The sequence below is a fragment of the Pantanalinema rosaneae CENA516 genome (assembly GCF_050753385.1).
In the GTDB taxonomy this organism is placed as follows: domain Bacteria; phylum Cyanobacteriota; class Cyanobacteriia; order Leptolyngbyales; family Leptolyngbyaceae; genus Pantanalinema; species Pantanalinema rosaneae.
In genome coordinates, this window is sequence record NZ_JBLZFZ010000006.1 from 65,294 (window position 1) to 78,239 (window position 12,946).

The following is a 12,946-nucleotide window of genomic DNA, read 5'->3' on the forward strand; positions in this document are numbered from 1 at the left end:
TAAACTTTCTTGTCGGTTCCCCGATTAAGAGATTCATTGTGAGGCAGATCAGGGCTTACTAAATCTGATCAGTTTTGGTGACTCGGAGCGCTATCACAATGTTTAATTTTAATCGTTTGAAACTCAGAGATCGCATTTTAATTGGCTACGGCATTCCCCTGGCTTTGACGATCGCAGCTACGACAGTAGTCATTGTGAATGCGAAAAAAGTTGAGCAACAAGCGGCAATTACTGAACAAGGATGGTTGCTGGTAAAACAGAGCGATCGTCTGGAATTAATGTTATATAAACGCCAGTCAATGATTAGAACTTATTTGTTGACTAAGGATGCTCGCTTCATTCAAGAGTATCAAGATAGTGTGCGTGATTATAATCAGTTAATTCAGTCCTTAGAATCCCTCGTGCAATTTTCGGCTCCTGAACAGCAACAACGATTGCAACAATTAAAAGATCTAGGACAAGAAATCTATCAAGTTAATTTGAAACTGATTAACTGGACACAACAGGGGAATCATCAGGCTGTGTTCCAGGAATTTAGTCGGGGCAAAGCTTTTGGATTGGTTGAGCAGGCTAGTGAGGTTTTTCGGGAATTAAATACAACAGAAGATGAGTTACAGATTGAACGCGATCAAGAAGCCGCCGCCGCCATCCAATCGTTGGTGATTACCGCTATTTTAGGAACACTAGCAGCGATCGTTCTGGCGATCATAATTGGCTTCTGGCTTGCCTCCCAAATTGCGAACCAGATCAACGAAATTGCGGCGAACATTGCGGCTTCGTCCTCGGAAATTGCCGCTACCGTTGAACAACAGGAACGGGCCGCAATCCAACAATCGAGTTCTGTGAATGAAACTACCACAACGATGGATCAACTCAATGCCGCCGCACAGCTATCGGCGCAGCAGGCGGAAACGGCGGTGGTAGGAGCGCAACAGATTTTGACCTTAGTTGGGCAAGGTAATCAGGCGGTCAACCATACTTTAGATAATATGGGAACGCTGACGGTTCGAGTCAATGCCGTGGCAGACCAAATTGTGCGCCTGAGCGAACAAACGAATCAAATCGGCATGATTTCTGGTCTGGTGGCGGATCTGGCAAACCAAACCAATATGCTGGCGTTAAATGCGGCAGTGGAAGCGGTGCGGGCGGGTGAGCATGGTAAAGGGTTTGCTGTGGTGGCTTCAGAAATTCGTAAACTGGCAGATCAAAGTAAGCGATCGGCCGAAAAGATCAATGGCTTAGTCAGTGATGTGCAGGTGGCGATTAATTCCACGGTCATGGTCACGGATGAAAACTCGAAGGCGGTTGAGCGAGGGACACAAATTACGCAACAAACGGCGGATGTGTTTAGTAATGTCACGGCGGCAATTCACAATATTGTCACCAATGTGCAACAAATTTCGCTGAATACGCAGCAACAGGCAATGGGAGTGGAGCAGGTGGTTCAGGCGATGACTGCCTTGAATGCTGTTGCCCGCGATACGGCGAGTGGCATTAGCCAAACCCGAGTCAGTACCCATCAACTGAACACAGCCGCCCAGGATTTACGCGCTACAATCTAGCGACTAGACTCCTACCTTAGCGGCTTGCCATTGGTTTAAGCCCTGTAAAACCTGTTCTGTGTTGGCTGTCCAACCGACAATGCCGCCTTGGGCACACACCATGTCTAACGTGGCTTGTTTGAATTCTGGAAAGTAACTTTCTGTGGCATCCTCTACCATCAGGCATTCATAGCCACGATCGTTGGCTTCGCGCATGGTGGTTTGCACACACACTTCGGTGGTCACTCCGGTAATCAGCAGGTGCGTAATATTTTGAGCTTTGAGTAATGCTTCTAAATTGGTGTTGTAGAATGCGCCTTTGCCCGGTTTAGGAATCAGTGGTTCTCCCGGTAAGGGAGCCAGTTCGGGAATGATGTTATTGCCCGGTTCTCCCAAAATCAAAATCCGTCCCATACTGCCCTGATCCCCGATCGTCAAACTACCCCGTCCCCGTTGGCGTTTGGCAGGTGGGCAATCCGATAGATCGGGTTTGTGACCTTCTACAGTGTGAAAAATCGGTAATCCTAAAGCACGACAGCCGTCGAGTAATTGCTTTAGGGTGGGCACGATCGCCTGTAAACGCTGCACATCATTGCCTAACACATCGCCAAAGCCACCGGGTTCTAAAAAATCGCGCTGCATATCAATCACAATCAGAGCGACCTGACTGGAATCAGGCAGTTCATATTCGTAGGGTTTTGCGGCAATACTGATCATGTTAGTGTCCTGCCATCGCGTGACTGATCGCCGCAAAGTCAGCTTCCTCGATCGGACTTTCGTAGGCAAACTTGCCCCCACTCATAACGATAATGCGATCCGAGAGCTTCAATAGCTCATCTAAATCTTCGCTCACCAGTAAGACCGCTACCCCCCGGTTGCGAGCGGCAAGAATCTGTCCGTGAATATAATCCACCATGGCGAAATCTAAACCGAAACAAGGATTAGCGGCAATCAGTAAGTTAATCTGTTCGGCGGATAATTCTCGCGCTAATACGGTGCGCTGCACATTACCGCCCGATAAGTTACCCACGGGTGTTTCCGGTGTCGGCGTTTTAATCTTAAACGTGTCGATTAACCGTTCCGCCATTTGCCGAATTGCTTTAAAGATTACCATCGGTCCTTGAGCTTGGGGTGAGCGATCGAAGGTGCGTAATGCCAAATTTTCTGCCACGCTCATGTGGGGAACACAGGCATTTTTTAATGGTTCTTCGGGTAAAACAAACACCCGATGTTGATTAATCTGCTTCCGGGTGGCGGCATAGGAGTCGCCGTTGACGCGGACCTGACCGTTCGTTGCCGATCGCTGACCTGCCAGCACTTCTACCAATTCCCGTTGTCCGTTGCCCGAAATTCCGGCAATGCCCACGATCTCCCCTCGATGCACCGTTAAATTTACACCATGTACCGCCTCTAACCCATTGTCCTTATTGGCATGGAGATCTTTTAGTTGTAGGACGGGCACAACTTCAGTTGGGGCAACCTTTTCGACGGGTTGGGGTTCCCGTTTCTCGCCCATCATCATCTCTGCCATGTCTGCCACCGTCAGGGCATCGACTCGACCCGTTCCGGCAAACTTCCCTTTCCGGAGTACCGTAATTTCATCACAGAATGAGGTGACTTCCCGAAACTTGTGGCTGATCAGCAACACACTTAACTTGCCATCGGTCACTTGCTCGCGGATTAAGCCCAACACTTCATCGGCTTCGCTGGGAGTCAATACTGACGTGGGTTCATCCAGAATCAAAATCTTGCTATGCAAATACAGTTGCTTGAGGATTTCTAACTTTTGCTTCTCTCCAGCTGCGAGTTGTCCGACTAAGGTGTCTAGCGGTAGTTTGAACGGCGCTGTCTCCATAAACGTCTGGAGTGCTACCATCTCCTGCTTCCAGTTGATCACAGTAGCGGTATCAAACCGGGACATGACTAAATTCTCAGCCACGGTCATAGCAGGGACGGAGGTGAAATGTTGGTACACCATGCCAATCCCGTAGTGATGGGCATCGCGAGGACAGGCGATCGTCCGCGATCGTTTACCAATCACGATATCACCATGATCGGGGCGGTAAAACCCCATCATGCACTTCACCAGGGTACTTTTGCCCGCGCCATTCTCGCCCAGGAGGGCATGAAATGTCCCAGGTTTGACATGTAGCGACACCTGATCCAATGCCACCAAGCTCCCGAAGCGTTTCGTCATATTGACCACTTCGAGGTCGGGTGGGGCGATCGCAGCATCAAGTTCAGACACGGAACCCTGGTGAATTGACGGAATAACTTCTGCCATCTTAGCCTCCTGGGGAAAATTTGCGAGTATGCCAACAAACCGTGACGATCGCCTAGCTGTTAATCGTGCCTAAGGCTCCGGGCGCACCGGATAGGGTCTTCTTCGGTGAGCAGGTCAAAATCATAATCAGCAACGTCAGCACATAGGGAGCGGCATTAAACAGGTAGTACCCTTTATCAATCCCTATGGCTTGCAGGGTGGGCCCGATCGCCTGAGCGCCGCCAAAAAATAAGGAAGCCCACAGACATTGAATCGGATTCCAGCGAGCAAAGATCACCAGCGCCACTGCCATCAACCCCTGACCACTGGAGATCCGCTCCGTCCAGCTACCGGGATAGACCAGCGATAAATAGGCACCCCCAATTCCGGCTAAGAAACTGCCAGCAATAATGCATAACATCCTGACTTGCTTAACGGACACGCCCATTGCCAACGCTGCATCGGGGCTATCTCCCACTGCCCGCACAAATAGACCGGGACGTGTGGATTTGAAAAACCAATTCATCGCTGGAGCCAGCAGCACTCCCAGGATAAATAGGGGACTGATTTGTAAGGCAGATTGCACGATCGGCGAACTGCTAATTAGCTTGCCTAATTCCAACACGGGTAGCCGTGGCGCTTGGGGTTGAATAAACGGTTTACCGAGGAAGAACGCCAACCCACTGCCAAAAATAATCATGGCAATACCAACCGCAATATCATTTACCCGTGGTTGCTGAGATAACCAGGCATGAATCAATCCCATCAGCATTCCGGCAAATCCCGCCGCCAGTACGCCCACCCACGGCGAAACGGCTGGAGATAGCCCCCATTGAGTCGCCCCCAGGTAAGAAATGGCATAGCCACTCATTGCACCCATTAATAGTGTGCCTTCCAGACCCAGGTTAATCTTGCCGCTTTTTTCGGTTAAACACTCTCCTAAGCTGACAAATAGAAATGGCGCACTACCCCGTAGGGTTCCAGCCAAAATGCCTAACGGAACACTTAACCACCCGATCGCGTCTGTTGCCATACCCTTATTTCCTCTATGCTCACGTTTGCTGGACTATTTAAGTGACTTTAGCCATCAGGCGGTCGCTGTGGTGGAGGAAGCTGGCGGTACAGTGGCTTTGGGCACTGGATCCTGGAATATTCGTAAGCGTCCATACAGAGAATCGCTGTAGAGGATGACCAGAAACACCAGACCTTGAAATACCAGAGCCGTCGCATCGGGCATGGCTAAATTACGCTGAAGCGCCCCACTACTGGCGAGAATGCCGCCTAACAAAATCGAGACGATCGTGCAGGCGATCGGGTTATATCGGGCGACAAATGCCACCAAAATTCCGGTGTAGCCATAGCCTGCCACCAGGGATTCATTCACCCGTCCATGCACCGCCGCCACCTCGACCATCCCGGCTAATCCAGCACAGGAGCCTGCCAGGAAGCAGATGATCACGGTCAGTTTACCCACAGGTAATCCAGCAATCCGCGCGGCTTTAACATTACCCCCTGCTGTGCGAGCCGCGAACCCGAAGGTCGTGTGCTGAATCAGCACGTAGGCAATGATGCAAACGAGAATGCCGTAGAGTAAGCCGTAGTGAATCCGGGTGGTGGGCAGGTTGGCTAAGCGATTGATATCCGGTAGGGCAAAGCTAGAGGCTTTGATTGTCTCTCCGGGATCTTTGATCGGGCCACCAACTAAATGATTCAGCAGGGCGATCGCGATGTAGTTCATCAACAAACTACTAATGGTTTCATTAACAGCGCGGTAATGGCGTAATGCGCCAACGGCGGCAATCCACAAGCCACCCGCCACAATCCCCCCGATCGCCATACCCAACTGCACCACGATTGGAGGTAGGGCAAGCACCTGCTGGAGTTGCTCGGGAGATGGGGTGACACTGCCATAGGATAGGACTAATCCCGTCATGACGGCGGCGATCCCCCCGACGACTAATGCCCCTTCATTGCCGATGACCATTAACCCTAGTCGGGCGGGCAGGGCAGTACATAATGCTGTCAGCATCAAGGGGGCTGCCCGGAGTAATGTGCCTTGAAAGACACGCCAATTGCCAAAGGCAGAGCTATAGATCAGCCCATAGACCTCTAGGGGATTCTTGCCGCAAAAGGCGCAAAAGAGGCCAAACAAAATTAAGGCAACCAGCAAAGCGGCGATCGGAATAGCGATCGCTTCGGCGGTTTTTCGCCAGTGTGTGGTTCTTAGCATGATGATTAACTCACACTGCCCTGAACACCATCCGCTAACCAATCAATCTTGTCGAGGGCAGGATCACTCAGCTTATAAGCTGTTCCTTGGGGAATCCTGACTTTGCCACTGTTGTCCTTAATCTCTCCGGTATAGATGGTCAAAGAGCCATCCGCAATTTGGGTGGCTGTCTTTTCCGCATCTTGCTTGGCAGCGTCTGACACCGCCGCACCAAAAGGTGCCATCTTCACATAGGTTTCCTTTAAGCTGCCCTCAATAAAGCGGGGAATGCCACCATCGGCGACGGTTTTGCCTGCCTGTAGGCTTCCAATATACTCTTTGTAAATTTGTCCCCAATCAAATGTGGTGCCCGTCAGGTAGCCCTTTGGTGCCAAAGCCGACTGATCGGTATGGTAGCCCGAGGAGAAGATCCCCCGGCGCTCGGCGGTTTCAATCACCACTTTGGGACTATCGACATGCACCCCCACGACATCAATCCGTTGATCGGCAAGGGAGTTGGTGGCTTCGGCTTCCTTCACGGGCACATTCCAGTCCCCGGTAAAGATCACTTTCATTTCAATGTCGGGCTTGATGCTACGGGCACCCATAATGAAGCCATTGATATTGCGGAGAACCGGATTCACGGGTTTGGCTGCCACAAAGCCTAATTTGCCGGTTTTTGTCGTTTGAGCCGCAATCCGTCCGGCAACATATTGCCCTTCGTCTGTATCGGCATAATAGTTGCCAATGTTTGTCGGCATCCCCTCCTGCCACAGGGTAGAGCAATGGAAAAACTGGACATCGGGATATTGCTTGGCGATTTCGAGCACATGTGGATTGAAGTAGCCAAACGAGGTTGGAAAGATAATACTTGCCCCATCCTGTTCGATCATGCTTTGCATGACCTCTTGAACTTCTTTAGTTTCAGGGACACTGGCTTGTTCGACTAATTTCACTCCTGGTAGGCTGGCGATCGCCTGTGCCCCGAGGGCATGCGCCTGATTCCAGCCGTAATCATCTTTTGCTCCGACATAAATAAACCCGATGACTAACGGTTTAGCATCAGAGGTACTGCCTGATGTCCCTGCTTCTGTACTGGTAGAACTACACCCAACCAATTTAGAACTTGTGGCAGCAAAGGCGGCAGTTGCCAGTAGTCCCCGAATGACTTGTCGCCGTGGTATCAACAGAGATGGACGCATACTCACTGGATTGAACTCTCCTAAGATCGATTATGCAGAGCAATTATGTGGAGATTGAAAGTGGGATAGGTGACGTTAGAGGTCGCGCTCACTATAATAAATGTTCGTCAGAGTATCGGAAATCACACGGGTTTGGTGTGATATATTTGACCGTTTAAATAATTGCTGCCTTAGGATGCCCAATTTGACTCTTCCAAGAGAGGTATTCCTCGTTAAGTAAATTCCTTGCCTGTAGGAAGATGCGGGTAATAGGGATTACCTCAGACAATAGCTGCATCGTGGCGATCGCGCCGCACACATCTCTCTGGGGTCTATATGGCAAAGGCAATCGAATTTAAGCTATTTGCTCCTTATAACAAAGGAGCCGCTTTGATTGGTTCATTTTCGGACTGGCAAGACATCCCCATGCAAAAGGGCGATGATGGCTTTTTTAGAACCACGATCGAGTTAGAAGATGGCGTTTATCAATATAAATTTCGGGTGCAGTCGAAAAGCTGGTTTTTCGAGCCGGATCAATGGGTAGAAGTTGTCGATCCCTATGCTACAGATATTGATGATCCGACGCAAAATGGCGTGATTCGGATTAAGGATGGCGAAGCGATCGTCGATACCTATGTCTGGAAACATGACGATAAGCCCCTGCCTGCCGATCATGAGTTAGTCATTTATGAACTCCATGTGGCGGATTTTTCAGGGGGAGAAGCCGATCCTAAGGTACGCGGCAAGTATAAGCATGTGGTTGAAAAGCTGGATTACCTCTGTGAGTTGGGCATTAACGCGATCGAACTGATGCCCGTGAAAGAATATCCCGGCGACTACAGTTGGGGCTACAATCCGCGCCACTTCTTCGCCACTGAATCCAGCTATGGCACATCGGCAGACTTAAAACACTTGATCGATGAATGTCACGCTCGCGGCATTCGGGTGCTGATGGATGGGATCTATAACCACTCGGAAGCCTCTAGCCCGTTGACCCAGATTGATCATGACTATTGGTATCATCACGAACCGCGTGATCCGGACAATAACTGGGGTCCCGAATTTAATTACGAGTTATATGATGAGGCTCTAGATACCTATCCGGCGCGGCGGTTTATTGGCGATACGGTGCGGTTTTGGGTGGAAGAGTATCACATTGATGGGATTCGGTATGATGCCGCCCGACAAATTGCCAACTATGACTTCATGCATTGGATTGTGCAGGAGGTCAAACAATCGGCGGGAACCAAACCGTTTTATAACGTCGCCGAGCATATTCCCGAAACCACTAGCATTACGAATGTGGATGGGCCGATGGATGGTTGCTGGCATGACAGCTTCTACCATTGTGTGCTGGAGCATATTTGTGGCGACACCCTTGATCTAGAGCGGTTAAAGGATGTCTTGGATGCCAAACGTCAGGGCTTCCTGGGGGCAACCAATGTGGTCAACTACTTGTCGAACCATGATCACAACCGAATCATGGCAGACCTGGGCGATCGCGGCATTTTAGATGAAGCGGCATTCAAGCGGATCAAGCTCGGCGCGGTGTTATTAATGACTGCTATGGGTGTGCCTTTGATCTGGATGGGACAGGAATTTGGCGAAAGCAAATATAAGACGATCGAGCCGAATAAAATTGATTGGACGTTGTTAGGTAATGATCTGAATCGCGGCTTATTCGAGTATTACAAGGGATTAATTGCCCTCCGCAAAGCCAATCACGCGTTGTATACCGCTAATATCGATTTCTTCCATGAAGATCCGGAGTCAGGGGTATTGGCTTACGTGCGCTGGAATGATGAAGGCTCACGGGTAGTGGTGGTGGCTAACCTGTCCGACAATTTCCTGGCAGGCTATCGGGTACCGAATTTCCCGGCAGATGGCACCTGGCATGAGTGGACTGGGAACTACGACATTGAAGCGGGCGATCGCAATATCCTGATTGATCTACCCGAGTACGAAGCTAAAGTCCTGGTCTGGCAGTAGTTTTGCTACCTGTCTCACCCCTCTAGCACTCCCAGATTGATAGAGGTGTTGTCGCTTACGCCTCTATTTATCTATCCAGACTGTGATAATTTCAAGGGATTGGATTTTTCCCGATCGCAGCTCAGCATTAACCTCCTGACCGGGCGAGAACGAATCCAGTTGCATGGCGATCGCTCACTGAACAATATGGCTGTGATGAGGAGTATGAGACGCAAATTTCTGCTGACCGTGATACTGGTTGCCCTATGTTTAACCAGCCTTGCTGTGACGCTGAGTTCTGGACAGGCGCAATTTGCGCCCCCTGGGTTTGAGGCTCCCGGTCGCCCAACCAATACGTCGATCACACCGCCGAACTCTAGCCTGGAGGAGGCAATTCCCCGCACCTGTGCGCTTCAGCCCGACCCCCGCCAAACCAATCCCCCTGCCTGGGTGTTGCAACAGCGACGGGCAATTAGTTTAGTGCCTGGTGCCGCTACCCTATCTCGGTTTCGCCAGCTTCCCGCCAGTGATACTGCCCCCGGGGCACAATCGTCTACCGTCTTAACGGCAACAGCCACAGGGTTTACTCCCCGAGAAGAGGTGGCGTTAATTGATCCAACCAATTACGGCGATCGCTTCTTGCAGGACTTAAACGGTAATCCAGCGCTGCTAGAGCCACTCGTCGTGTTACATGAAACCGTGGGCTCTGCCAGTAGTGCCCTCAACCTGTTTCGGACTCCCCATCCCCGCGATGCTGACCAGGCAAGCTATCACACCCTAATTGCCCTGGATGGCACAATTATTTACCTGGTGCCACCGGATAAACGAGCCTTTGGGGCGGGTAATTCTGCCTTTGTGGGACTAAACGGCGTGGAGTCGATCCAAACCAATCCGAAGCTGGCGGGGTCGGTGAACAATTTTGCCTATCATGTTTCGCTAGAAACGCCGCCCAGTGGGAATAATAATGCCCGTCGGCATACGGGTTATACTCCAGCGCAGTACCAATCTCTGGCCTGGTTAGTGGCAAAAACGGGTGTACCGGATGCACGAATCACGACCCACCAGGCTGTCGATCGCTCGGGTCAGCGCTTAGACCCTCGGAGTTTTGATATTGCCGGATTCATGAATTTGTTACAGCAGTATCCCAGAACCTCAGAAATTTCCATTCAGTGTTTGCCACCTTCAGAAGCGCTGAGCGCCGGGCAACAAGGGTAACGATGAGTTAGGCATACCATCTGCCATCAAACCCCGTTAGGATGGGTGAGGGTGAGCGTAACGAATCCGATCGCGTGACTCGTTACACTGACTCCATGCCTTGCTATGCCTGCTCCTGAGGCATTCACTGACCTGATGAAGCTGCTGAAATTTTTGAGTCAACCTCCCATGTCGTGGAAGTCGCGGTTTTTCCTGTTTGCGCCTCTCGCGGGGCTATTGGCTGCCAGTGGCATTGTGGGCGCACGACAAGTGGCTCCTCAACTTGCCCAGGTTGTCATTCCCGATCCGGCTTCCAGCACAATAACCATTCCGGCAAACCCCGTACCTGCTCCATTTCCCTCCCCTGCCCAGCCGCCTGAACTGACTCAGTTTACCTATTCGCCCTTTCCCAGCTTTAATAGCGAGCAGTTCGATCGCCAGGTGCAGCTTTATCTCAACTACTTGGCAGAGCAGGGGACTCCCGATATTTTAATTGTTGGCAGTTCGCGGGCATTGCAAGGGGTGGATCCGCTCGTCCTCCAGGAGACGCTGGCAAAACGCGGTTATCCCAACCTGAAAATCTTTAACTTAAGTTTGAATGGGGGAACGGCACAAACCACCGACTGGACACTGCGGCATCTAGTCGCCCCCAATCAGTTACCTCGATTGATTATTTGGGCAGATGGTTCGCGGGCTTTTAACAATGGGCGCATTGATCACACCTATCAAAAGATCATCAATTCACCTGGGCATCAGCAGTTATTGGCAGGGGTGCGACCCCGAGTACCGGAGATCAATGCCTTTGACCTTAAACAAATCTGTATTGATATGCCGCCGAGCTACACTACGATCCAACCCCAGGTACGGATCAAACGGGTAGCTCCAGGGAATTCGGTGGCTCCTCAGCCTGCTAATAACCTCTTATGTAGCACGACATTAAGGAATTTAATTCGCCCCCAGACGATCGCTGCCTCTGCTGCTGAAAAAGCGAATGATGAGAAGGTCAATCTAGAGTTAGCCCATGCCAAAACAGCACAAGCCTTAAAGCCTAAAAGCTACTTAGAAGCCCTGGGATTCCAAATTGTTTCAGGTCGCTTCAATCCCGAGACGTACTTCCAGCGCTATCCTCGCGTGGCAGGGCGCTATGACGGGGACTATCGGAACTTTAATCTGAATGGGCAGCAAACGACGGTTGCCCTCAAAAATGTGATCCGGTTTGCGGAGTTACACAAGATTCCCTTAACGTATGTCAATCTGCCGTTGCATCGGATCTATCTGGATGGGGTGCGGAGTGATTACGAGTGGCGCTTCCGTGCCTATATGCGCAACGTCGCCCGATCGAGTTCATTGATTTTTCATGATCTCGGTGATCGGTGGGTCGATCGCAATGACTTTTTCCTGGATCCCAGCCACCTGAATCGTTACGGAGCTGCCGCCGTAGCGCGACAAATCGGGCAAACCCTCACGATCCCCTGGGTATCCCCCGTCCAGCCGCCCCAGAAATAATACCGATGTATAAAAAAATACTACGTCCAATATGGCTGGTTTTGCTACAGAGGGGTGGGGTCAGAAATTGCATTTTTGCTGGAGTAGGGCGATAAACGCCTGCCTCTAGCGGAATTTAACGCGCTCAGGAATTTCTTCCTCTGCTTTATAACCGCTCGTTTTATGTAAGTCTTCACAGAAAACACGGAAACTTTATAAAGCTATTCTCTTTTCAAAGATTAGGCAAATGTCCTGAGTTTCGCTAGCATCTCTCAGGGAATCTACCTATGTTAAGGGTGAGGTACACATCATCAGCGGAACAGTTGCAATCGTGACTACCACATCTCGCCCCTCTCACCCATCGCTCCCGACTCTGCACTCAGCGTTACGCGAGCGATCGACGATTATTAGACCTGCTATTTCTCGCTCAACCCAGAAGCCAGAGTTGCAGGTTCACCCTTCGATTACCAGCAAGACTAAGCGATTGATTGATATTGTAGGTGCGTTGATTGGTCTGAGTCTAACCGGCTTGATTGCCATTCCGGTTCTGATTGCGACTCAGTTTGATCATCCTGGTCCAATTTTCTATAGTCAAATTCGGTGTGGGTATCGCGGCAAACCGTTTCGGATCTGGAAGTTCCGCTCTATGGTGGTCGATGCCGATAAACTGAAGCATCTGGTCAATAACGAAGCCAAAGGGGGAATTTTCAAGAATCGCCATGATCCCCGTGTTACTCGGGTGGGACGGTTTTTGCGGAAGACCAGCCTGGATGAATTTCCCCAATTTTGGAATGTGCTGATGGGGCAAATGAGTATTGTGGGCACTCGTCCCCCTACGGTTGATGAGGTGATGGGATATAAGCGTCATCACTGGGAGCGCTTAAATGTCAAGCCAGGGATTACCGGGGAGTGGCAGGTGAATGGTCGATCGAATATTGTAGACTTTGAGGATGTGGTGGCAATGGATGTTGCCTACCAGAAGAAATGGTCGATCGTCTATGACCTGCAACTGATTTTAAAAACGATCTTGGTTGTGTTAACCAAGCAAGGAGCCTGTTAAGCTATCGCTGTGCCCTTGTAGAAAGTTGGCATTGCCCTTTATCCT

The 12,946-nt window shown here is 50.6% G+C and carries 10 protein-coding genes; 5 read left to right on the forward strand and 5 right to left on the reverse strand.

Annotated features, from left to right (window positions below; all coding sequences use genetic code 11):
* The first annotated feature begins 98 nt into the window (after positions 1 to 98).
* Positions 99 to 1,562 (forward strand): methyl-accepting chemotaxis protein, encoded by a 1,464-nt coding sequence (locus tag ACN4EK_RS04905; RefSeq protein WP_431656373.1) that lies wholly within the window; start codon positions 99 to 101, stop codon positions 1,560 to 1,562.
* Between the two features lie 3 nt (positions 1,563 to 1,565).
* On the opposite strand, the gene ACN4EK_RS04910 is transcribed toward ACN4EK_RS04905, so the two are convergent.
* Genes ACN4EK_RS04910 through ACN4EK_RS04930 form a run of 5 tightly spaced genes read right to left on the reverse strand, consistent with a single transcriptional unit; the run spans position 1,566 to position 7,215 of the window.
* Complete coding sequence (locus tag ACN4EK_RS04910; protein ID WP_431656374.1) at positions 1,566 to 2,258, reverse strand: cysteine hydrolase family protein; 693 nt, start codon at positions 2,256 to 2,258, stop codon at positions 1,566 to 1,568.
* A 1-nt stretch (position 2,259) separates the two neighbouring features.
* Entirely contained in the window at positions 2,260 to 3,825 is a 1,566-nt protein-coding gene (locus tag ACN4EK_RS04915) for an ABC transporter ATP-binding protein (RefSeq protein ID WP_431656375.1), read from the reverse strand.
* A gap of 52 nt (positions 3,826 to 3,877) precedes the next feature.
* On the reverse strand, positions 3,878 to 4,837 hold the full coding sequence (locus ACN4EK_RS04920) for an ABC transporter permease (RefSeq protein WP_431656376.1): 960 nt from the start codon (positions 4,835 to 4,837) through the stop codon (positions 3,878 to 3,880).
* Between the two features lie 54 nt (positions 4,838 to 4,891).
* The gene (locus ACN4EK_RS04925; protein WP_431656377.1) at positions 4,892 to 6,034 is read right to left on the reverse strand and encodes an ABC transporter permease; all 1,143 of its coding nucleotides are present in this window, start codon (positions 6,032 to 6,034) and stop codon (positions 4,892 to 4,894) included.
* A 5-nt stretch (positions 6,035 to 6,039) separates the two neighbouring features.
* Entirely contained in the window at positions 6,040 to 7,215 is a 1,176-nt protein-coding gene (locus tag ACN4EK_RS04930; RefSeq protein ID WP_431656453.1) for a BMP family ABC transporter substrate-binding protein, read from the reverse strand.
* A 315-nt stretch (positions 7,216 to 7,530) separates the two neighbouring features.
* On the opposite strand from ACN4EK_RS04930, the gene ACN4EK_RS04935 reads away from it, so the two are divergent.
* The 4 genes from ACN4EK_RS04935 (at position 7,531) to ACN4EK_RS04950 (ending at position 12,901) form a co-directional block, all read left to right on the forward strand.
* Positions 7,531 to 9,183, forward strand: coding sequence for an alpha-amylase family glycosyl hydrolase (locus ACN4EK_RS04935; protein ID WP_431656378.1), 1,653 nt, complete (start codon positions 7,531 to 7,533; stop codon positions 9,181 to 9,183).
* A 204-nt stretch (positions 9,184 to 9,387) separates the two neighbouring features.
* Complete coding sequence (locus ACN4EK_RS04940) at positions 9,388 to 10,377, forward strand: peptidoglycan recognition protein family protein (protein WP_431656379.1); 990 nt, start codon at positions 9,388 to 9,390, stop codon at positions 10,375 to 10,377.
* A 168-nt stretch (positions 10,378 to 10,545) separates the two neighbouring features.
* The gene (locus tag ACN4EK_RS04945) at positions 10,546 to 11,862 is read left to right on the forward strand and encodes a hypothetical protein (RefSeq protein WP_431656380.1); all 1,317 of its coding nucleotides are present in this window, start codon (positions 10,546 to 10,548) and stop codon (positions 11,860 to 11,862) included.
* A gap of 310 nt (positions 11,863 to 12,172) precedes the next feature.
* Positions 12,173 to 12,901 (forward strand): sugar transferase, encoded by a 729-nt coding sequence (locus tag ACN4EK_RS04950; protein WP_431656381.1) that lies wholly within the window; start codon positions 12,173 to 12,175, stop codon positions 12,899 to 12,901.
* The last annotated feature ends 45 nt before the right edge of the window (positions 12,902 to 12,946 follow it).